General features: G+C 51.8%; 19 protein-coding genes. 8 read left to right on the top strand and 11 right to left on the bottom strand.

Going from position 1 to position 22,098, the window contains the following annotated elements; genetic code table 11:
* Positions 1-26 precede the first annotated feature (26 nt).
* From yicI to ACJY2G_RS19105, 3 genes are all read right to left on the bottom strand, one after another.
* Positions 27-2,351 carry an alpha-xylosidase gene (gene yicI, locus ACJY2G_RS19115; RefSeq protein WP_439291997.1) on the bottom strand — a complete coding sequence of 775 codons (2,325 nt, stop codon included), beginning with the start codon at positions 2,349-2,351 and terminating at the stop codon, positions 27-29.
* 177 nt (positions 2,352-2,528) lie between these two features.
* Entirely contained in the window at positions 2,529-3,896 is a 1,368-nt protein-coding gene (locus ACJY2G_RS19110; RefSeq protein ID WP_120163061.1) for a glycoside-pentoside-hexuronide family transporter, read from the bottom strand.
* A gap of 201 nt (positions 3,897-4,097) precedes the next feature.
* The gene (locus ACJY2G_RS19105; protein WP_430320090.1) at positions 4,098-5,171 is read right to left on the bottom strand and encodes a sugar ABC transporter substrate-binding protein; all 1,074 of its coding nucleotides are present in this window, start codon (positions 5,169-5,171) and stop codon (positions 4,098-4,100) included.
* Positions 5,172-5,468: 297 nt separating this feature from the next.
* Here ACJY2G_RS19105 and ACJY2G_RS19100 point away from each other — a divergent pair, with 297 nt between their 5' ends.
* Positions 5,469-6,620 (top strand): PQQ-dependent sugar dehydrogenase, encoded by a 1,152-nt coding sequence (locus ACJY2G_RS19100; RefSeq protein ID WP_430320091.1) that lies wholly within the window; start codon positions 5,469-5,471, stop codon positions 6,618-6,620.
* Positions 6,621-6,704: 84 nt separating this feature from the next.
* On the opposite strand, the gene ACJY2G_RS19095 is transcribed toward ACJY2G_RS19100, so the two are convergent.
* The 3 genes from ACJY2G_RS19095 to ACJY2G_RS19085 all read right to left on the bottom strand — a co-directional run bounded on the left by ACJY2G_RS19095 (position 6,705) and on the right by ACJY2G_RS19085 (position 10,173).
* A complete protein-coding gene (locus ACJY2G_RS19095) occupies positions 6,705-7,325 on the bottom strand; it encodes a glutathione S-transferase family protein (RefSeq protein ID WP_430320092.1) in 621 nt (206 codons plus the stop codon).
* Positions 7,326-7,471: 146 nt separating this feature from the next.
* Entirely contained in the window at positions 7,472-8,755 is a 1,284-nt protein-coding gene (locus ACJY2G_RS19090; protein WP_120163057.1) for an MFS transporter, read from the bottom strand.
* A complete protein-coding gene (locus ACJY2G_RS19085) occupies positions 8,752-10,173 on the bottom strand; it encodes a M20 family metallopeptidase (RefSeq protein WP_430320093.1) in 1,422 nt (473 codons plus the stop codon). Before ACJY2G_RS19085 ends, ACJY2G_RS19090 begins: the two co-directional genes overlap by 4 nt.
* Positions 10,174-10,329: 156 nt before the next feature.
* Between ACJY2G_RS19085 and ACJY2G_RS19080 the strand changes: the two genes are divergently transcribed.
* The gene (locus ACJY2G_RS19080; RefSeq protein ID WP_430320094.1) at positions 10,330-11,253 is read left to right on the top strand and encodes a LysR family transcriptional regulator; all 924 of its coding nucleotides are present in this window, start codon (positions 10,330-10,332) and stop codon (positions 11,251-11,253) included.
* 15 nt (positions 11,254-11,268) lie between these two features.
* On the opposite strand, the gene ACJY2G_RS19075 is transcribed toward ACJY2G_RS19080, so the two are convergent.
* Both ACJY2G_RS19075 and ACJY2G_RS19070 read right to left on the bottom strand, forming a co-directional pair.
* On the bottom strand, positions 11,269-11,982 hold the full coding sequence (locus ACJY2G_RS19075) for an HAD family hydrolase (protein WP_430320095.1): 714 nt from the start codon (positions 11,980-11,982) through the stop codon (positions 11,269-11,271).
* 101 nt (positions 11,983-12,083) lie between these two features.
* Positions 12,084-12,428 (bottom strand): GlpM family protein, encoded by a 345-nt coding sequence (locus tag ACJY2G_RS19070; RefSeq protein ID WP_112289388.1) that lies wholly within the window; start codon positions 12,426-12,428, stop codon positions 12,084-12,086.
* Between the two features lie 310 nt (positions 12,429-12,738).
* Here ACJY2G_RS19070 and ACJY2G_RS19065 point away from each other — a divergent pair, with 310 nt between their 5' ends.
* Positions 12,739-13,950: a serine hydrolase gene (locus ACJY2G_RS19065; RefSeq protein WP_120163053.1), complete on the top strand. Its 1,212-nt coding sequence runs from the start codon at positions 12,739-12,741 to the stop codon at positions 13,948-13,950.
* A 135-nt stretch (positions 13,951-14,085) separates the two neighbouring features.
* Here ACJY2G_RS19065 and ybjG read toward each other — a convergent pair whose 3' ends face one another.
* A complete protein-coding gene (gene ybjG, locus ACJY2G_RS19060) occupies positions 14,086-14,691 on the bottom strand; it encodes an undecaprenyl-diphosphate phosphatase (protein WP_120163052.1) in 606 nt (201 codons plus the stop codon).
* Between the two features lie 294 nt (positions 14,692-14,985).
* Positions 14,986-15,720: a class I SAM-dependent methyltransferase gene (locus ACJY2G_RS19055; RefSeq protein WP_430320096.1), complete on the bottom strand. Its 735-nt coding sequence runs from the start codon at positions 15,718-15,720 to the stop codon at positions 14,986-14,988.
* A gap of 271 nt (positions 15,721-15,991) precedes the next feature.
* Here ACJY2G_RS19055 and ACJY2G_RS19050 point away from each other — a divergent pair, with 271 nt between their 5' ends.
* The 4 genes from ACJY2G_RS19050 to ACJY2G_RS19035 all read left to right on the top strand — a co-directional run bounded on the left by ACJY2G_RS19050 (position 15,992) and on the right by ACJY2G_RS19035 (position 19,418).
* Complete coding sequence (locus tag ACJY2G_RS19050; RefSeq protein ID WP_112289384.1) at positions 15,992-16,279, top strand: hypothetical protein; 288 nt, start codon at positions 15,992-15,994, stop codon at positions 16,277-16,279.
* Between the two features lie 448 nt (positions 16,280-16,727).
* Complete coding sequence (gene ompC / locus ACJY2G_RS19045) at positions 16,728-17,837, top strand: porin OmpC (protein WP_430320240.1); 1,110 nt, start codon at positions 16,728-16,730, stop codon at positions 17,835-17,837.
* 167 nt (positions 17,838-18,004) lie between these two features.
* Positions 18,005-18,382, top strand: a complete 378-nt coding sequence (locus tag ACJY2G_RS19040) for a bleomycin resistance protein (protein WP_120163049.1) — start codon at positions 18,005-18,007, stop codon at positions 18,380-18,382.
* A gap of 22 nt (positions 18,383-18,404) precedes the next feature.
* A complete protein-coding gene (locus ACJY2G_RS19035; protein WP_439291996.1) occupies positions 18,405-19,418 on the top strand; it encodes a benzoate transporter in 1,014 nt (337 codons plus the stop codon).
* Positions 19,419-19,633: 215 nt separating this feature from the next.
* Here ACJY2G_RS19035 and ACJY2G_RS19030 read toward each other — a convergent pair whose 3' ends face one another.
* Positions 19,634-21,316, bottom strand: coding sequence for an aspartate:alanine antiporter (locus ACJY2G_RS19030; protein WP_439291995.1), 1,683 nt, complete (start codon positions 21,314-21,316; stop codon positions 19,634-19,636).
* 321 nt (positions 21,317-21,637) lie between these two features.
* Between ACJY2G_RS19030 and ybjM the strand changes: the two genes are divergently transcribed.
* The gene (gene ybjM / locus ACJY2G_RS19025) at positions 21,638-22,009 is read left to right on the top strand and encodes an inner membrane protein YbjM (protein ID WP_120163047.1); all 372 of its coding nucleotides are present in this window, start codon (positions 21,638-21,640) and stop codon (positions 22,007-22,009) included.
* The last annotated feature ends 89 nt before the right edge of the window (positions 22,010-22,098 follow it).

Here is a 22,098-nt window from a genome sequence, read left to right as displayed (position 1 = left end):
GTCGCGGGGCTGTGAAATGATAAATTTTATAAGGTAATCACCAATTCCCGACAGTCCGCAGCGGGTGTCAGCACGACTCCTTGTGAATCCGCTTTCTGATGTGCGCCGCAGATTTCACGCACGGTGCTCAGGTTACGCAGACACAGTGTCCATCCTGCAGCCTGGCCCTCCTGGGTCACTGTAATCACGCCATCCCGCCGTTCGGCTTTCAGGTTGAAAACAGTTTTCCCGTTCAGATCCGTGATGGCACTTTCCGCTACCGCACCGTCTTCCAGTTCAAACAGATGGAATTCGGTTTGCTCGCTGTAATCGTAATCCGGCTTCTGGTCGTTACTGCCGAGTGCCAGCAACGTGTTCGGGCGGACATACAGCGGCAGGCTGTCAAAGCCGTGCTGCTGACGATGCCAGCGTGAACCTTCTGCGACTTCGTTACTCAGAAGGTGCGTCCAGCGACCCTGCGGCAGATAGAAATCGACGTCGCCTTCTTCGCTGAAGACCGGCGCAACCAGCAAATCATCGCCCAACATATACTGGCGGTCGAGATAATCGCAGGCCGGATCTTCCGGGAATTCCAGCATCATGGCGCGCATGACTGGCGTTCCGTGGCTGGCTGCCTGTGAAGACGCAGGATACAGATACGGCATCAGGCGGCATTTAAGTTGCGTAAACTGGCGCACGACATCACAGGCTTCATCGTCATAGACCCACGGCACACGATAGGATTTGCTGCCATGCAGACGGCTGTGACTTGATAGCAGGCCGAAAGCGCACCAGCGTTTGTAGATGTGCGCCGGAGCGGTATTTTCGAATCCACCGATATCGTGGCTCCAGAAACCGAAGCCAGACAATCCGATAGATAACCCACCGCGCAGGCTTTCCGCCATGGATTCGTAGGTAGCGTAACAGTCACCGCCCCAGTGAACCGGGAATTGCTGGGCACCGACCGATGCTGAACGGGCGAACAGCACGGCTTCAGATGCGCCGAGTTTGTCCTGCAATGTTTCGTACACCAGTTTGTTGTATACGAATGCGTAGTGATTGTGCATTTTCTGCGGATCGCAGCCATCATGCCAGACCACGTCGGTCGGGATGCGCTCGCCGAAATCGGTTTTGAAACAGTCCACCCCCATATCCACCAGACGTTTCAGATGTCCTGCATACCATTCGCAGGCCTGCGGATTAGTGAAATCCACAATTCCCATTCCGGCCTGCCATTTGTCCCATTGCCACACGCGACCGTCCGGACGTTTTAGCAGATAACCTTTTTCTTTGCCTTCATGGAACAGCGGTGATTTCTGACCAATATACGGGTTGATCCACACACAGATTTTCAGACCGCGCGCTTTCAGGCGCTGCAACATGCCTTGCGGATCCGGGAAAGTTTGAGGATCCCACTCGAAATCACACCACTGGAAGGCTTTCATCCAGAAGCAGTCGAAGTGGAAAACGTGCAACGGCAGCTGGCGTTCTGCCATGCCATCGATAAAGCTGTTCACCGTGGCTTCATCGTAATTGGTGGTGAAAGAGGTCGTCAGCCACAGACCAAATGACCAGGCAGGCGGCAGCGCAGGGCGGCCGGTCAGACGGGTATAGCGGTCGAGCACTTTTTTCGGCGTTGGGCCATCAATGACGAAATATTCCAGATACTCGCCTTCGACGCTGAACTGCACTTTAGAGACTTTCTCCGAGCCCACTTCAAAAGATACGCATTCAGGATGATTCACCAGCACGCCGTAGCCACGGTTGGTGAGATAGAACGGAATGTTTTTGTAGGATTGCTCCGTGCTGGTGCCGCCATCGCGGTTCCAGGTTTCCACCGTCTGGCCGTTTTTAACCAGTGCGGTGAAACGCTCTCCGAGGCCGTAGACCGTTTCGCCGACGCCGAGATCCAGACGCTCCATCATGTAGGTTTTCTGCGAGTTCGCGTCCTGCACGTAGCCATTAGATTTGGCGACGCTGCCGGTTATCCGGCGGCCATTGCGCAGGAAATCCAGCGTCCAGTTATTGCCTTTGGTCACACGCACACAGAGGTCACCGCTGTGCAAAGCAGCGAATTCCTCGTTATCTTCAAACCGCAATTCCGGTGTGTCGGATTGCAGCAGCGGATAGTGCGGGCCTTTATCGGTTTCGCCGTCAAAGTGAGTAATGCGCACACCAATAACACCGGTTTGCGGCGAGAAAAATCGCAGCGTAAACAGCGGTGAATCCAGCTGACTGGCACGCTCTGACGCATCTTTCGGCGCGGCATAAATCACCATGTCGTTGCCTGAGCGCTGCACTTCAAACACCTGTAGCGGATGTGTCAGCGACAAACCCTCTTGTATCAACCAGTTACCGTCACTGATTTTCATAATGAATTCCTCCTTTAGCCCTTCATCCTTCGCGCTGACTCTGCGTTGGCTGCCTTCACCAACCCCGGTCACATACCTGTGTATGCTCCCGGGGATTTACTCAGTTGCCGCCTTGATTCAGCACGAATGATTTTGGGCATGTTCAGTTAAATCAATTTCAGTTTTTCAAAAACAAATTCATTTCATAAATTCTTGCTGATTACGGCGGATGCCCTGAGCCACTTCATCAAGAATGCGGCGCAGCAGCGGGGTGCGCAGAATGTAATAGCGTTTGCAGATGATGGCGCTCAGCAGATAGCAGACTGCCGGAACCAGAGTGAATAACGCGATAATGCTGGTCATGGTGGCCGCATTTTGAGTCGTGGCACCGGACTGATAACCGGAACCTGCCAGCATCCAGCCGATCATCGCGCCGGCCAGTGCCAGACCGAGTTTCAACACAAACAGGGTACCGGCGAAACTGATACCCGTCAGACGCTTGCCGTCGTTCCATTCGCCGTAATCGACGGTGTCGGACATCATCACCCACTGGATTGGCGTCACGAGCTGGTGCAGAACACCGATGACGAAGATGAAGATAAACATCAGCACGCTGCCGTTCACCGGCAGGAAGAACATGCCGATGCTCAGCACCGCCAGAATAGCGTTGGTCCACCAGAACACGCTGACTTTGCATTTCCAGTCAGTCAGCGGCTTAGCCAGTGCGCTGCCGAACAGGTTGCCGACCGAATACACGCCGAGGAACCAGGCGAACAGCACCGGATTGCCGAGAATATAAGTGACGTAATACATCATGGCGCCGCCGCGAACCGCGACCGCCATAATATTGAGGATGGTCAGCAGGCCGACAATGCGCCACTGATCGTTGTGCCAGATATCACGCAAATCTTCGCGCATGGTGCCGGTAGGTTTGCCCGGATCGACACGCTCTTTGGTGGTCGCAAAACAGATCGCCAGCATGATGGCAGCGACAATTGCCAGTACCGCGATCCCCCCCTGATAGCCGAGCGCTTTATCTTCACCGCCGATGTAATTCACCAGCGGCATCATCAGCACCGTACTCAGCATCCCGCCGGCGGTGGCCAGCACGAAGCGATACGATTGCAACGAAATACGCTGTGTCGGGTCAGAGGTGATCACACCACCCAGCGCGCAATAAGGGATATTCACGACGGTGTACATCAGCGTCAGCAGCGTATAAGTGATGGCGGCGTAGATCATTTTGCCGGTCATGCTGAGCTCAGGCGTGGTGTAGGTAAAGACGCAGACGATACCGAACGGGATAGCACCGAACAGTACGTAAGGACGGAATTTCCCCCAGCGGGTGCGGGTGCGGTCGGCCAGTAATCCCATGCAGGGATCAGAAATTGCGTCCAGCGCGCGGGCGAGCAGGAACATGGTACCGACATAACCGGCCGGAATGCCGAAGATATCGGTATAAAAGAACATCATGTAAAGCATGACGTTATCGAAAATTATGTGACTGGCCGCATCGCCTAATCCATATCCAATCTTTTCCTTGACCGAAAGGATCTCAGTACTCATTGCTTCAATGTCCGTATGAAATGGGAGAGTAGGAGTTTTAACGTTTACAAGGCGTTGAGGCTATTGAGATTTTTGTTTCTGAAATTATGTTTCTTTATTTCTGTGATCGCGCGGGGCAAACGGGGAAAAGTTGAGCGGAACAAACGGGTGAAGTACTGAACAGCGGAGGAAAACCTCCCGTTTCCGGGAGGTCTGAGGCGGTTACTTTTTGTATTTTGCTTCCAGCGTCGCAAACCACGGCGCAGTGAAATCTTCAGATTTTCCCCAGCCCGGAATGATTTTACTCAGGCCGGTCACGTTGATGCCATCCGGCTGGCTGAGCAACAGGGATTGAGGAATGGTTTGTGCCGGGAATTCATAAGTGGCAGGCGTTTTCTCACCGGCAATTTTCAGGGCCACGATACGCAGGTTCACGGCGCCGATCAGCTGAGTATCGACAGCGGCGGTCATCTGCCATGGACTGCCTTTTTCGCGCATCAGCTGAAGATCCTGATTCGACACGTCGATGCTGTAGAGTTTGATTTCAGTACGGCCATTCTCTTTCAGGGCCTTATATGCGCCCTGGCTGAAGGCATCCCATGCACCCCAGATTGCATCAATCTGACCTTTCGGGTATTTCGCCAGTATCGCGCCGACTTTGTTCGCCGTATCGCCCTGAACGTCAGATGACACCGCGCCGATAGACTCCAGCTGATGAATACCCGGATTCTCTTTCAGAATGGCTTCGTAGGTTTTCTGGCGACGTTCCATTGGCGGGAAACCGGCTACCCACAATTTAACGATATTGGCTTTACCGTTGAAATCTTTCACCAGCTGACCCACAGACGCTTTTGCCAGCGAAGCATCGTCCTGACGAGTCACCGTGACGCCTGGAATATTCTCCGGCACTTCCGTATCAAAGGCAGACACCGCAATACCGGCAGCGGCGATGCGTTTCACCAGCGCTTCAGAGTAAGGTCCGCGACCTTGCGAAAGGATGATGCCGTCGTATTTCTGGCTGATGGCCTGATTGACGAAATCCTGGAATTTGGCGTCATCGCCGTTGCTCAGGAAGGTATCGACTTTAAACCCAAGCGCGCGGCCTTGTTTGATGGCACCGGCAAGAAACTGGGTGGTGTTGTCGTCGGAGCCGAGATTACGGATAACCGCGATGCGGACAGGACCGTTGTGCTGGGCAATGGCCGCCGGAACGGGCGCTGGCGTTTCAGCGGCAGCGAAGGCGCGTACAGATGAAAACAGGCTCAATGCCAGCAGGGATGCGGATATTTTTCTCATTATTCTGTTCTCATTATATTGCTCTTATTATTAAAGATGTCCGTCGGACGCGGTTTTTCTGGTGTCATTTTCAAGTGAGGATGTACAGAAGTCTGTCTGTCCAGACGTCTATTCTGTTGGGGCAGTTTACCGGTATGTTAAGAAAGAGGGAATGCCTTGTTGTTATTATATTTCGGCCAGGTGTTATTCCTGCTGGTTATAGGGAGCGAACCGTCGCGCAGCAAAATCAGTCACATGGCCTAAACTGAAACTTCACCTCTGAATTTCATTCTCAACAATGCCTCCGGGAGAAGCCTTATGTCCTTTTCTTTCCGCGACACATTATTGCCTGTTTTTACCCTTGTCCTGATATCCGCTCACGCCGGTGCCGCGCCGAAATCCCCGGTTCCGCCGTCAAAGGCTGGCGCACAAGTGACGGAACTGGCGAATGGCTTAGATCATCCCTGGTCGCTGGCTTTTTTGCCGGATAATCAGGGCGCGCTGATCACCGAACGTAGCGGACAGCTTCGTTTATGGAAGCCGGACGGCGGGCTTTCTTCGCCGCTGAAGGGCGTGCCGCGCGTCTGGGGCAGCGGACAGGCCGGTTTGTGGGATGTGCGTTTATCGCCGGATTTTGCCAGCAATCGTCGGGTGTATCTGACCTTCTCGCAGCCGGGTGAAAAGGGCGAACCTCATGCTGCGCTCGGCTACGGCACACTGTCGGCGGATAATAAAACGCTGAGCAATTTTAAAGTGATCTTCATTCAGCAACCGGCCCTGCAAAGCGGTATCAATCTTGGCGGTCGCATGACGTTTGATGATAAGGGCAATATTTATCTGTCCACCGGCGATAACAATCAGCGCATTAATGCCCAGCATCTGAATCAGTTACAGGGCAAGATTTTGCGTCTCACGCCGGAAGGTGGCATACCGCAGGACAATCCGTTCGTGCACGACAAGAATGCGAAGCCTGAAATATGGACGTACGGCAACCGCAATCCGCAGGGGCTGGCCATCAATCCGTGGAGCGGGGCGCTGTGGGAAACCGAACACGGGCCGCGCGGTGGCGATGAAGTGAATTTAGCGCAGCCGGGGAAAAACTACGGCTGGCCGCTGGCGACGTTTGGGATTAACTATTCGGGTCAGCCGATCCCTGAAGCGAAAGGGACGACGCTGGCGGGCGCGGAAGATCCGATTTACTACTGGGAGGTATCGCCTGCGCTGAGCGGAATGGCGTTCTATAACGCGCAGACATTCCCGCAGTGGAAAAACTCGCTTTTCGTCGGGGCGCTGGCGGGTGAATCACTGATCCGCCTGACGCTTGACGGCGATAAAGTCACTCATGAGGAACGGCTGCTTAGCGATCGCAAAGAGCGTATCCGCGAAGTGCAGATCGGCAGCGACGGGTTTGTGTATGTGCTGACGGATGAGAGCGATGGCAAGTTACTGAAAATTGCACCGCAAAGCTGAGGTTATTTGATGAGAAAAGGCGGTGAGAAATGACCGCCTTTTGCAGGTTAAATCGAAACCAGGATCAACCGACGCGAAGACCGGTCAGCTCAGGGGCAGCATCACGCGCTTACAGAAAGCCGGACGCTGCTGAAGTTGCTGATACCAGCGTTCCAGATTCGGATGCGGCTGACGTTCAATATCAAGACGGAACCAGGTATCGGCGTAGCAGGCAACTGGAATATCACCGATGCCGAACTGCTCACCGGAGAACCATTTTTGCTTCGCCAGCACGGCGTCGGCAATCGCCCAGTATTTTTCAAATGCGGCCATCCCCGCCGCGACTACCGACATATCGCGTTCTGCTTCCGGCGTGCGCACCAGCGTCAGGAACACCTGACGAAAAGGTACGGTCAGCGAGTTACTGCACCAGTCCAGCCATTTATCCGCCGCTGCCCGTTGTTGCAGATTGTCCGGCCAGAAGGCTTCTTCGCCGGAACGTTCTGCCAGATAGCGCAGAATGGCATTGGATTCCCACAACACGAAATCGTCGTCCTGCAGACAAGGCACCAGCCCGTTCGGGTTTAGCGACAGATAAAGCGGTTCATTGTTTTTGCCATACACGCCGCCGGCATTGATGTGCTGAAAGGTCACATTCAGTTCATCGAGCAGCCACAGCACTTTTTTGACATTGCTTGAATTTTCGCGGCCCCATAGGGTGAGCATCCGGAACTCCTTGTTTTTAATAGGGGAAAACAGAAGATGTACATCTTTCTGGCTAAGACTATAGGCCACGCTCAGTGATTAAGCGACGTGAAAAAAGTAACACTCAGCAACAGGATATCCCGCCGCTGAGTGCTGCTGAGGCGAAATCAGCGCTGAGTTTTTTGTGCTTTAAACAGTGACCAGACGCTGAGCAGGGCGACAACCATCAGATAGTAACCTGGTGCCAGACTGCTGCCGGTGGCGGAGATCAGCAGCGTACAGATGAACGGTGCAAAACCACCGAAAACAGTCACCGCAACGTTGTAGCTGATCGCCATGCCGCTGGCGCGGGTGGTTATCGGGAACAAATCCGCCATCATCGAAGGCACGGTAGAAAAATACACCGATTTCAGCAGTGCCAGCCAGCTAATCAGCAGCAGCAACGACATCGCCGACGTGTATTGCAGCATCAGCCAGAACGCCGGATAAATGGTCAGCAGCAACAGAATCAATGAGCCCCACATCAGCGGCAGGCGGCCAATTTTCTCTGCCCACAGCCCCATAAACGGCGTGACTACCGTCAGAATAATTCCGGCGGCCAGCGTGGCGCTGAATCCGGCGGAAGCAGGCAGATGCAGCGTTTTGGTCGCGTATGTCGGCACGTAGTTCAGCATGTAGTTAATGGCGGTAGACACCACCATCAGACCGATGGCTGTAAAGAACAGACCTTTCTGTGAACGCACGATTTCTTTGAGCGGAGAGGCCGTCTTTTCGGCTTTACTGAAGCTTTCCGATTCTTTGATATGGCGGCGGATATACAACCCGACCGGCCCGATCAGCAGACCGAAAATAAACGGAATACGCCATCCCCAGTCCTGTAACTGCGTTTCGCTCAGGACGGCGGATAAACCCAGCCCGAAAGCCGAGGCCAGCAGTGTGCTGGCACCCTGCGTGGCGAACTGCCAGCTGGCGATAAACGCTTTACGCTCCGGAAAATGTTCGACCAGAAACGCCGTCGAACTGCCGAATTCCCCGCCTGCGGAAAACCCCTGAATCAGCCTGGCGGCCAGTATCAGCAGCGGTGCCGCCATGCCGATAGTGGCGTAAGAAGGCGTGATAACGATAATCAGCCCGCCGATCATCATCAGGCTGATGGACATCAGCAACGAGGCTTTGCGACCGTGTTTATCGGCGTAAGCACCCAGAACAATGGCACCCAGAGGGCGGATCAAAAATGAAACGCCGAAACTGCCAAATGCCAGCAGCAGGGAGACGGTCGGGTCGGACGTCGGGAAATATGCGTGGGCGATATAGCTGGCGAAAAAGCCGTAAATGGCGATATCAAACCATTCCAGAGCATTGCCGATACAGGTCGCGAACAAAGTTTTCATCAGGCTGGGCTTTTCTGCCGTTGAGCCTGCGTGTTGAGATGTAGCGCTTAACTGGCTCATTTGGCGCCTCCGGCGTGGGCAAGATGCTGTTCCAGCAGGCGGGGACCGCGCTCACCGAGGTCCCACAAAAGATGAGTCATGATGGCCAGCCCCTCGCGGGCCACGGAAATCAGCATATGTTCGTTAACGCCATGCTGGCCGCAGGCCGGATAAGAGTGCGGAACCCAAAGCGTCGGCAAACCGAGAATGTCGGCAAAGACATCATTAGGCAGCGAACCGCCCAGATTTGGCAGCAGTGCCGGTTTTTTGCCGGTTGTCAGCTGCATGATATCCAGCGCCCAGCCGACCAGCGGATCGGTTGGATCAAAACGGGTGGCCGGTGAGCCGCGTACAAATTCCACATCGACCTGAGGGAAACCGTGAGCATCCAGATATGCGCGTACGTGCTGGGCCAGATTCTGCCAGTCGGTGCCGACCACAAACCGCAGCTGACAAACTGCTGTAGCGTTGCCCGGAATCGCGTTCATCGGGCGCTGCGGATTGCCGGTCAGGAACGACAGCACTTCCAGCGTATTCCACGCGTACAAACGCTCGGTTGGCGTCAGACCCGCCTCGCCCCAGTTCGGGTCGATTTGCGGATCGCTGGCACCACCACCCACATCGACATCACTGAGGATCTCACGGATAGCCTCGCTGACCGCCGGTGGTTTCAGAGCCGCAACCTGCAACTGACCGTGCTGATTCACCAGCGACGCCAGCGCATTCGCCAGTTGTGTACCCGGATTAGTCAGTAAACCGCCCCAGTTGCCGGAGTGATAGGCATTGTCGCGTGCGTTAATCGTCAGACGGAAGTTCACCGCGCCCCGTGAGCCGAGGAATAATGTCGGGCGTTCTGCGCTCAGACGCGGACCGTCCGAGGCCAGAAAAATATCGGCGCTCAGTTCTTCACGATAATCACGGCAAAGTTCAGCCAGCCCCGGAGAGCTGATTTCTTCGCCCATTTCAAACAGCAGTTTGCAGTTGAATCCCAGGCGGCCGCTGCGGGCTTTGAAAATCTGCTCCAGCGCGGCAATGTTGACGCTGTGCTGGCCTTTATTGTCGGCGCTGCCGCGTCCGTACCAGCGGTCACCTTCTTCTTTAAGCTCCCAGGGCGATAAATCCTGCCGCCAGTTTTCATCGTCGCCAAACACCACATCACCATGGCCGTAACTCAGTACGGTTGGCAGTTTGCTGTCTTCAATGCGCGTGGCAATCAAAAAAGGACGGTGTGCGGCATGAGGATTTTCCACGCTGAGCAGGCTGAAACCCATCGCGGAAAGTGCCGGTTTAATCTCTTCATCGAGATAGCGCGCCAGTTCTGCGTCGCGCTGATTACTCTGGCTTTCAGTCGCAATAGCGACCCTGCGTGCCAGAGTTCGTTTATATTCACCCTGATCGAACCAGGCCAGCGCCTGTTCAACGATATTTTCCGCTGTCATATGAAACCTGCTTGTAATTGTTTTGAGGATTTATTGTTGGTTTTTTTAGCAGTTTCACTCTAAGCGCTGCGCAAGCGTTGCCACAATAATAATAATTGCAACTTAGCGTTGCTTTTAATGTAATGCTCATCTGCACAGTTATGAGGCAATAAAGTCATGCAAAGTTCGGAGATCCGCTATTTTCTGGCGGTAGCAAATACGGGGTCACTGAGCGGGGCGAGTAAGCAATTATTTGTCGCCGTATCTGCCATCAGCCGCCAGATCCAGCGGCTGGAAGAGCGCATCGGTGCGCCGCTTTTTGAACGTCATGCCCGCGGGATGGTGCTTAATGATGCCGGGCAGATCCTCGAAAACCACGTGCGTAAAAGCATGATGGATATGGAACATGCGATAGCGGAAATTCAGGGGTTGAATGCGGTACGCCGCACGGTGATCCGCATGGCCTGTACCGACGGGCTGGCGTTTGATCTGCTGCCGCAGTTGTTTTCACAGTTCAGACACGATCATCCTGGCGTGATGTTTTACCTCAATGTCGGTACGGCGGTGGAAGTGTCGGAAATGATCCATAAGGGGGAAGTGGACTTCGCCTTGCAGTTCAGTCTGGTGGCCGAGCGCGGCGTGGATATTATGGCCTCTTTTCCCGCACCGGTGAGGATGGTAATGCGACCGGATCATCCGCTGGCTGCAAAGGATGTGCAATTGACGGACTTACATCCGTATCCGCTGACGATGAACGAGCAGGGCAGCACCATCCGTCAGCTGTTTGATTTGTCATGCCGGATGAGCGGCGTTTTTCTCGAACCGGCGGTGAGCTGTAACCGTTTCTCTGTGTTATACGATTTTATGGTGCATACGCCCGGCGCAATTGCGGCATGCAGTCATTTTTCCATTATGTATAAAGCGCGCCGCGACAATCTGCGCGTCAAACCGGTTAACATTGAACAGCTGAATCAGCGGACGTTGCAGTTGCAGTCACCGGCTGGAAAACGGCGTTCCGCTGCGCTGACGCAATTCATCGAGTTTGTCCGCGATGAGATAGCGCGGGAAAGCGAAGCGTTTATCCGTGATTTTGGTCTGTAGGTAAAACATCTTGCTTCAGCAGGCGGTCTGTTGCAGATGTGGATAGCGCGACCAGTGCTGAGAATGCCAGCCCTTTTCGGCCGCGATATTTTGCAGCGCCTCGCCGGGATTAATCACCGTCGACACGTCGGCAAATTCCAGCAAAGGCTGATCGTATAACGTGTGGCTGTAGGCAAATATTTGCTGATAAGCATCGGACTTGCAGGTTTCCAGCCAGAGTTTCAGCCGGTCGAGGCGACCCTGATGAAACATCAGATGGCCTTCCACCACACCGCTGAACCGCTGATTGCTGACGCCCGCCTTTAACCCGATACCCGCCTGTGCGCCAAGACGTCTCGCCACCGGTTTCACCAGATGTTCGCCGGAGGCCGAGACAATCAGGATTTCATCCCCGCGCGCCCGGTGCCACTCCAGCTTTTCACGTGCCTGCGGATACACACGCGGCATGATATCGCGGTGAATAAACCGCTGAACCCAGTTTGCTACGGTCGGGCAACTCAGACCGCTCATCGGGACAAAGGCACGGGCAAGATAATCACTGTAATGGGCGGCAGATTGCGGGGAAAACTGTCCACCGGCGACTGAATTTTGTGCAGGCAGGGCATGCAGACGGTAATGACTGAGTTCATCCGAAGAGGCATAACCCTGAGAAATCAGCCAGTGCAGCCACAGGTTGTGGCTGTCATCACAAATCAGGGTATGGTCGAGCTCAAAAATGGCGAGATCCATGGTGCGGATTCCCTCAGCTGACAGTCTTCATTCAGCGTAGCGCAATTTTGGCGTTTGAGTGTTTTGTGAACGATATTGCCACGTAATCTTAATAAACCGATTTACCCGGCGTGAAAACGAGTCCAAAGGCTGATCAGTGCCCAGGCGGCCAGCGACCAGCAGGCGACGGCGGCAATCAGAGCGTAAGGTAATTTCATCGAACCGATGAAAAAATATAAGGAAAGCAGATACACCATGTACGGGATGACGGCCCACAGGCCGAAAATGATGGTGGTGCGCAGTGCCTCGATATTGCGTTCAGTGCCGACTATATAATGGGCGATCAGAGCGAAAGTCGGGAACAACGGCACCAGCCCGGCAATGTAATAGTTACGTGTTTTAGAGAGTATTCCGATCAGGATCACGACCAGTGCGCCGATCAGCGCTTTAAAGACCAAACCTGCCATTTCTGCCCCTGCCGTCAGTTCATCAACGTTGGCGTCATGTTGTGAATAAGCCGTTTATTGTTATAGATATTTTGTATGTGTTTGTATGCCAAATTGCCGCACATGTTTGAAATGGTCAAGCACTGACTGCTGTTTTTATCGCCAGTTGAATCTGCGCAAGCAGCGGAAAACTCTACTATTCTTAAGATCTTTACACTATTTAGGTTTATTCCCGACCCGGAAAGCAGTAGGTTTTACACCTGACAGAGTTGCACAATCTGATTGAAAGATAAGATAAATTTCAGTTACCCGGACAAAAGCGCTGATACCTATGACAATTTCTTCCCCATTCAAACGGACTTTCATTTACGCGCTGGGCAGTGGAATACTCCTGCTGGCGCTTCCCGCCGCTCAGGCGGATACCGGCCCCGTCGCCCCTCAGATTAATGCCAAATCCTGGGTGTTAATGGATTACAACAGCGGGAAAATCATCACCGAATCTAACCCTGATGCCCGTCTTGACCCGGCCAGCCTGAGTAAAATCATGGTCAGCTATGTGGTCGGACAGGCAATCAAATCTGGCAAAATCAAATCCGATGATCTGGTTTCTGTCGGCAACGATGCCTGGGCAACCGGAAATCCGGTATTACGCGGCTCCTCGCTGATGTTCCTAAAACCTGGCGACCGCGTGCCGGTGTCCGAACTCAATAAAGGCATCGTCATTCAGTCGGGTAACGATGCCAGTATCGCGCTGGCCGATTACGTCGCGGGTAGTCAGGATTCATTCGTCAATCTGATGAACCGTTACGCAGAACAATTGAAACTGCAAAATACGCATTTCAAAACAGTTCACGGGCTTGATGCGGATGGTCAGTACACCTCCGCCACCGATATGGCGCTGCTTTCACAGGCCTTGATCCGCGATACGCCGGATGAATATGCGCTGCACAAAGAGAAAGAATTCACCTTCAACCACATCAAACAGATCAACCGTAACCGCCTGTTGTGGAGCTCAAACCTGAACGTTGACGGGATTAAAACCGGCTACACGTCAGGCGCGGGTTATAACTTAGTCTCCTCGGCCAGCGATTCAACCGGCATGCGCCTGATTGCCGTGGTGATGGGCGCGCCAAGCGACCGTATCCGTTTCAGTGAAAGCGAAAGCCTGCTGACCTGGGGTTTCCGCTTTTACGAAACCCTGACGCCGATAAAAGCCGGTGATGCATTTACCAGTCAGCGCGTCTGGTTTGGAGACGAAAAAATGGTACCGCTGGGTGTCGCTGAAAATGCGTCGCTGACGATGCCGAAAGGGCAGCTGAAGAATCTCAAAGCCAGCTTTAATCTGACCAATAAGCAACTTGAAGCGCCGCTGGCGAAAAATCAGGTGGTGGGTACGGTCGATTTCAGTCTGGACGGCAAAGTGATTGAACAGCGTCCGTTGGTCGCATTGCAGGAAGTGAAGGAAACCGGCTTTATTGGTCGTATCTGGGACTTCGTGATGATGAAAATCAGCGGTCTGTGGGCAAGTATTTTTGGGAAATAAAACCCCGTCATCCTTCAGGCTGCCTCTGCGGTAGCTGCGTTTGTTCACCCCGGTCACTTACTGATGTAAGCTCCGGGGTTTCACACACTTGCCGCCCTGATGCAACTCGAATGATTAAGGGGGGTGTTTCAGTTGTTAGTTCTGTACCCAGCCTTTCTTAATCGGGATGGCAAATCCGAAACGGTAAACCTTGCACATCATCGCGTTAATCTGCTCACCGAACAGGTTCCACACCAGTTGTGCGAACAGGCAGCCGAGCATCCCCACCAGTAAACCGCCGACCATATCCAGCGGCCAGTGAACCCCCAGATAGACGCGTGACCAGGCGATACCCACGGCGGTCACCATCAGTATTGCGCCGGACCACAGGCGGTGCCAGAACAGGAACGACAGGGCGAAGGTGAAGATGGCGGTGCCATGATCGCTAGGGAATGAACTGTCAGGGGCGTGCTGGAGGAAGGTATGTCCGAAACCCTCCACAAAAGGGCGTGCATGAGGGAATAACAGCGATAACGACTTAGCAGTCGCCATCGCAAAAAGAAGGGCAATGGCTGTTTTGCTGACCAGAACGCGTTGCTGGCCAATGTTCTCGCGCTGTCCCCAAAGCCATAGACCAACAATCAGCAGGGGGACAATGATGATCAGGTCATTGGCCAGAAATGAGGCAAACTTGATCAGCATTTCCGGCGAGGCCGGCGTCGCATTAATCCAGAGAAAAACCAGATGGTTCAGCTGTTCCATTAAACTACCCTCGAATAAACAGGCCAAAATAGCCTTCAAAAAATTGCGATCAATCAGTCGCAAAACCTTCATAAACGCCGGATACGTTAATTGGCGTGGTCACAGAGGTAAAGGGGCATCGTCTGAATATCCCCGGTCATTGAGCATCGGTATAGTTTCGCGATGAAATGAAGTGTAAACAGAAGAACTTAAGGAAGCCTTAAGCAGGCGGGAGGACGAGCCTCCCGGCGGTGATGCCTGACTGGATAAATGAAAGAAAAGATTTCAGAAAGAGGGGGGGATCAGGGGGAACGATTAACGCGGTTTTTGCACTGACATCAGGAACAGCATTGGTCGTTCGGCTTCCTCAGCAAGATCCGGATAAGCGGCAATCTGCTCAGCAGAAGGGCCCCATTCATCCAGATGACAGATAACGAATCCTGCTTCAATCAACAAATTGATATAAGTGCCGAGCTTCCGGTGCTGCTTAATAACGCCTTCTGCAAACCAGTCAGTGACGCGCTGGCCTTCACGCTGATAACCTTCCACCGGCCAGGTTTTATGACCTTGCCCGTTGAGCTTCCAGCCCGGCTCTGAAGGCGCGGTATATACCGGATGCTCGGCGGAGAAGACGAAATGGCCCCCTGCCTTCAGCGCCTGAAAAACAGTACGGAACATCGCGGGCAGTGCGTCGATGTAATGCAGAGTCAGGGAACTGTAGGCAAGGTTGAAAGAGGCTTCGGGTAAGGTTAGCGTCTCCAGGTCGCGTCTTTCATAGCGGATAACCGTATCCGGGGTCATGGAACGGGCCTTATCCAGCATTTTTTCTGAGACATCCAGGCCGAGAACGTCACCTGCGCCCATTTCACGTGCAGCCCGGCAAAACCAGCCGTAGCCACAACCCAGATCGACCACGCGCGCGTTTTTCATGTCTGGCAGCAATGCTTTCAGGGAAGGCCATTCCGGTGCGCCGTCCAGCCCGAACTGCGAGCGTCCGAGTTGGGCATAACCATCGAAAAAGGCCTGATCATCGTAAATATTTTGCGTCATGAGAATGACTCCTATAAAAATAGTCTTCACTGCCAATTCATTTTGGCCTGAATAGTGTAGTGAAAAATTTTATAAGAGAGCAATGAAATGGAGATTCGTGAGGCCGTTTTTGCTGATTTAAGTGTATTACAGCGTCTCGGGCGGGAGACCTGACGCCATTATTTTGGTAGTTTGTGGCAAAATAGTGACGGGCTGGATGCATCGGAAGGCTGAGACTGCCTGTGTGACGGCCACACAGACGACTAAACTGTGGAATGAAAAAAGGATATCAATGATTAAAATACGCCTGGGCGGCCTGTTTATTACACTGGAAGCGGGAGAAGATATTCCTTACGCGCCGGAATATTGTGAACATTACACTTACCTTTTTCATCCGGTTGAAGGCGGCTATGAAATTTTGCGTTACGACGCATATTCTGGCTGGCATAAACGTCCGGACCAGTTATTTGAAGACGGACATCAGGCATTTGTATTTGCTTATCAGGCGTACCAAAATGAATGGAATCAGACCGACGGGCGGTTAGGCGGTAAAGATCAACATCTCGAACGTATTATGTAATAAACATGTGTACAAATAGATCCATCAGCCTCCCATCCCGGAGGCTTTTTTGTGGATGAAATTGCAACCCTGCCACCGAAGATATACAAAACATTACATTAGGCTTTTCAATATCCAGATTATGTTTCCATGCCATAGTTCCGCAGTGAAATGATTATTATCATCAGGCATCACTGCAAAGATAATAGTAATTACTGGGTGGGGTAATCGTAGTCAAGATTATGTTTTATATGGTTTTATTATTATGAGTTGATGATTTTTTAAACTTAAACCAATGCCAAACGAAAACAACTTCAAATTTTTTTCGGTTGCAACGGAACTTATCCTCGATTATTTTGACGGCCATCAGTTCCAGACCCTAAAGAAGAAATATAACTTCACGGTGGGCTGAGAATTAACTTGCCGGATGGCAATGTAGATAGCTTCCAAATAATCAAGGATATTGATGATGAAATTACGCGCACTTTCTCTGGTAATTCCTGCTCTGATGATGGCCGGCACCGCTGGCGCTGCCGAAATTTATAATAAAGACGGCAACAAACTTGATCTGTTCGGTAAAGTCGACGGCTTACATTATTTTTCCAGCGATGACAGCACTGACGGCGACCAGTCATATATGCGTTTGGGTTTCCGCGGTGAAACCCAAATTAATAGCGAACTGACCGGTTACGGTGAGTGGGAATATCAGGCAGCTCTGAATTCTCCGGAAAACGCTGATAACAACAACTTTACCCGTGTTGGTTTTGCAGGTCTGAAATTCGGCCAGTGGGGTTCACTGGATTACGGCCGTAACTATGGCGTGATGTACGACGTCGCGGCATGGACCGACGTATTGCCTGAATTCGGCGGCGATACTTACGGCGCAGACAACTTCATGTTCCAGCGTGCTAACGGCGTGCTGACCTACCGTAACAAAGATTTCTTCGGTGTTGTTGATGGCCTGGACGTTGCTGTTCAGTATCAGGGCAAAAACGGCAGCGCGACCGAATCTAACAACGGCCGTGAGGTTCTGGCTCAAAACGGCGACGGCTACGGCATGTCCCTGTCTTATGACCTGGGCGAAGGCTTCAGCGCTGCAGCAGCCATGATGGCTTCAGACCGTACCGCCGAGCAAAATGGCCGTAACAATCCGGCAATCATCGGTAACGGCGACAAAGCGACTGCGTACAGCGGTGGTCTGAAATACGATGCGAACAACATCTATCTGGCTGCGATGTACACCCAGAGCTACAACGCAAACCGCTTCGGTAAAGCAGGCAGCACTGCTTACGGCTACGCGGACAAAGCGCAGAACTTTGAAGCGGTCGCGCAATACCAGTTCGACTTCGGTCTGCGCCCGTCTATCGCGTATGTTCACTCCCACGCACGTAATATCCCGGGTTACAGCAACCAGAACCTGACCAAATATGTTGATGTTGGCGCGTCTTACTTCTTCAACAAAAACATGCTCACTTACGTTGATTACAAAATCAACCTGATGGACAACACCCGTCTGACCCGCGACGCCGGCATCAATACCGATGACGTTGTGGCTGTGGGTCTGGTTTATCAGTTCTGATAAACCGACGCTGCCCTTATTGGTGAGGGCACCTGCGTCTCATGTGTCTGGAGATCCCCTGCCGAAAGGTGGGGGATTTTCGTTTACATTCAACCTTTCTTCACATTGATGGCTCAGGCATGATGGCGTGAACGTTTAACGACATCTTCCGACGACAGAGAGCCGCTATGACCGATTTCGCTACACCTAATCTCCCTTCCCGAAATTTCAGCGCGACACAAGATTTCTATGGCAGTTTTGGCTTCACCACGACCTATGTCGATGACGGCTGGCTGATCATGACCCGCGGAACCCTCACGCTGGAATTCTTCCTGCACACAGATCTTGATCCGCTCACAAGCTGGTTCAGTTGCTGTTTACGCGTCGATGACGCCGATGCCATGTTTGCTGCCTTTAAAGCCGCAGGTATCGGCGAGGAGCCTCATTCACGTCCCTGCGTTCATCTGCCTCAAATCCAGTCAGGGATGAAAATGGGCGTCATGATTGATATCGATGGAACATTGGTGCGGGTGATCGAGAATGACTCACAGCAGAACGGGAGATAGTTAAAGGAGCAAAAGAAATAATTTGTGGCAGGCTGAGATATCACCAGGGAAGAAATGGAAATTTATTGATATCATTACGCACAAATTATTTCTATTTCCTTACAGTTTACCAACAGGATGTTGGCACATGATTTACGATTGCTTTTTGTTTTATGACGAGGATATGTTGTTAGATATCCGTCTGAACACACTCTATCCGCATGTTGACTGGTTTGTCATCGTTGAGTCGCGGTACACATTTACGGGCAAGAAGCGGGAGAAACTCCATTTCGATATCAGCAAATATGAGAAATTCAAAGACAAGATTATTTATGTAATCAATGAAGCTGTCCCCGTCATTCATGATAAATCCTTTAAGTCTAATTGCTCAGTCGTTGAAGCTGGACAATCTGATCCCTGGGAAAATGAGACTGTGGCACGCAATTCCATCATGTTGGGACTTAAAAATGCGCAGGATGATGACATCATCATCGTTTCTGACGTTGATGAAATAATAAACCCGGAAAGTATTTCACAGTTCAGCCATTTCCATCTTTGCACCATCCTGCATCAGAATTTCTACAACTATAAATTTAATATTCAGGTACTGAACAACGACGGATCGGCGCGCAAATGTAAATTGCCGAAGATGGTTAAGTTCAAAGTGCTGAAGAAATTCTTTTTATCCCAACCTGATTTGCTAAGAAATGTGAAGCGAAGGGGATCTGTCATCAGGGAGAGCTGGCTGCGCTGGAACTGGCTGAAGTACAGAACCAAAACGGTGAATAACGGGGGATGGCATTTCTCGTGGGTTATGACCGATGAGCGGATCTCAGAGAAAATGTCTACCATCTCTCACACAGAACATAACACCCCGGAATTCAACAACCCTGATCATATCCGCCGCTGCGTTGAAAATAATCAGGATTTATGGAACCGGCAAAGAGTCATGAAAGTGATCCCGGTGACCAAAGAGTTCTTCCCAGATTATCTGGTAAACAAAAAAGATGAACTGGCAGCGTTTATCCGTCAGGAAGAATCGATCACAGATAATTGATTTGATTTTATAGGGATTCTGAAGCAGAAAAGAAAAAACCCGGCAATCTTGAACCTAACGAGGCGGGATTGACGGGCTCTCCAAATTTGGGGACTTCAAAGAAAAGCAGTGGCACTAATTAAGACTACAGGTAACTTTAAAAGTTCGTTCCATGTGGCAAAAATTTAAAAAAATTATTGATTTTTTTTTGCCACATTACGGTTCAATGAGTTACGTCATGCCCCGGGCCAGATGATGACAATCAATGTCCCGGCGAGTGTCAGCAATACGTTAGCAATCGCGTAGGTTCCTGCATAACCGAGTGCCGGAATGTTACTGCGCGCGGTATCACTGATGATTTCCATCGCAGGGGCGCAGGTACGCGCACCCATGATGGCGCCGAACAACAGCGCGCGGTTCATGCGCAAGACATATGCCCCGAAGATAAAGCAGATCACCACCGGTACCAGGCTGACGATCAGGCCGGAAAGCAACATCTGGCCGCCAACCGCACCAAGCCCGTTATTGATTCCTGCACCGGCACTCAGGCCGACGCCCGCCATAAACACCATCAGGCCAAACTCTTTCACCATATTCAGCGCACCCTGCGGGATATAACCGAAAGTAGGGTGGTTTGCCCGCAGGAAGCCCAGCATGATCCCGGCGAACAGCAGGCCTGCTGCATTGCCGATACCAAAGCTGAAGTTTTTAAACTGGAAGGTGATAAGACCAATCATCAGGCCGACGATAAAGAAGGCGCAGAAGGCCAGCAAATCGGTAAGCTGGCTGTGTACGGAGATAAACCCGATACGCTCTGCCACGCTTTTCACACGTTTCGCATCGCCGCTGACCTGCAAGACATCACCTTTATTCAGTACGATGCTGTCGTCGATCGGCATTTCAATCTGGCTGCGGATCACGCGGTTCAGGAAACACCCCTGATCGGTCAGGTTGAGCTGGCTCAGACGTTTACCGACGGCATGGTTATTTTTGACCACCACTTCCTCGGTCACAATGTGCATGTCGAGCAGGTCGCGGTCGAAGACTTCCTTACCGTTTCGGAAACTCGGATCAAGACGCGAATGCGCATCCGGATAACCCACCAGCGAGATTTCATCGCCGACCTGCAATACCGCATCACCGTCTGGCGTCGCCAGAATGCCATTACGGCGGATACGTTCGATATAGCATCCGGTCTGACGATAAATGCCCAGTTCGCGCAGGTTTTTGCCATCCGCCCAGGCCACCAGTTCCTGTCCGACGCGATAGGCGCGGATCACCGGAAGATAGACTTTGCGTTTGCTGTCGGTATCAAGACCCCGTTCGCGCGCTATTTGCTGGGCGCTGGTCGGTAAATCCTGATGTTGTAGCTTCGGCAGATAACGCGCGCCGAAAATCAGGCTGACCAGTCCGATCAGATAGGTCAGGGCGTAACCTAAACTCAGATTATCCAGCTCAGAACCGAGAAGATTATTGCCGCCCATGGTGTTGCGCAGTGTATCCCCTGCGCCGACCAGAACCGGCGTCGAGGTCATGGAACCGGCGAGCATACCGGCGGTAAGGCCGATATCCCAGCCGAACAATCGCCCGAGCCCGAGAGCCAGCAACATGGCGCTGCCGACCATCACCAGTGCAAGCATGAAATAATTTTTGCCGTCGCGGAAGAAAATCGAAAAAAAGTTCGGTCCGGCTTCGACGCCAACACAGAAAATAAACAGCATAAAGCCGAGGTTCAGGGCTTCGGTATTAATGCTGAAATGCTGCTGACCTAAAAGCAGCGAAACCACTAATACGCCAATAGAATTTCCGAGCTGGACAGAACCCAGACGAATTTTTCCGAGACACAAACCGAGTGCCAGAACCACAAATAATAACAGGATGTAATTCCCGTTTAACAAACTAGCGACGTTTATATTCACAAGGATAACTTATTGTTTACCAACAAATTCTTGATATAGGAGAATGTAAAGGATAAATTCAGAAACGGAAAATTCCTACTCAGCGGGCACTGTCTTAACAGCCCTGTGAAGTGGAAATCGGGTTTCGGGCGTCATTTTAGTCACAGAACGCCAGTTCAGCCAGAGAAATGCCCGTATAAATGTTCCGAAAGCTTTTTTTGTGTTTCGCGGGATTGCGTGACACTTCAGGGAAATGAGCCAGAAGGCTCTGACAGGTAACAACGTACACATTTATGCTGCAGATAACCTGTGAAATCTCGCCAACTTTAAGGAGGAAGTAAAATGGCAATTTGGCGAAAAGTGGTAGCGCCTTTAATTTGTTGCATAATGTTCTTAATTATATTTCTTTTATTAAAGAATGGTTGGATTATTGTTAGAAGCGTTACGCCAGGACCAGAATATGGTCTGCTGTTATTTATCATTCCGGGTGTGATTACGTCCCTGATATCGCGGGATTCGGCGATATCTTCTTCCTTTATCGGTGGTTTCGCTGCTATTCCGGTTTGTTATTTATTGCGTATGGCATTTTATCCGCGCGTCCGGCCGTTAGTTCAGGAACTCGCGTATGCCACCAGCGCAATATTCTGGTGTGTTCTGGGCGCCATGTTGGTTCATTTACTGGTGATTGCGTACCGGCAGTTCCGGCGGGGTTAAACCCAATGCTTGCGGATAAAGTTCTATCCAATAAAAAAGGCGCTCATTGAGCGCCTTTTTGCTGTGTGTATGTCTTTATTTTTTTTTGC

It is taken from the genome of Rahnella sp. ATs2, assembly GCF_051851855.1.
Lineage (GTDB): Bacteria > Pseudomonadota > Gammaproteobacteria > Enterobacterales > Enterobacteriaceae > Rahnella > Rahnella variigena.
The sequence above is the reverse complement of the archived record's forward strand: the minus strand, read 5'-3'. Positions and strand labels throughout refer to the sequence as shown.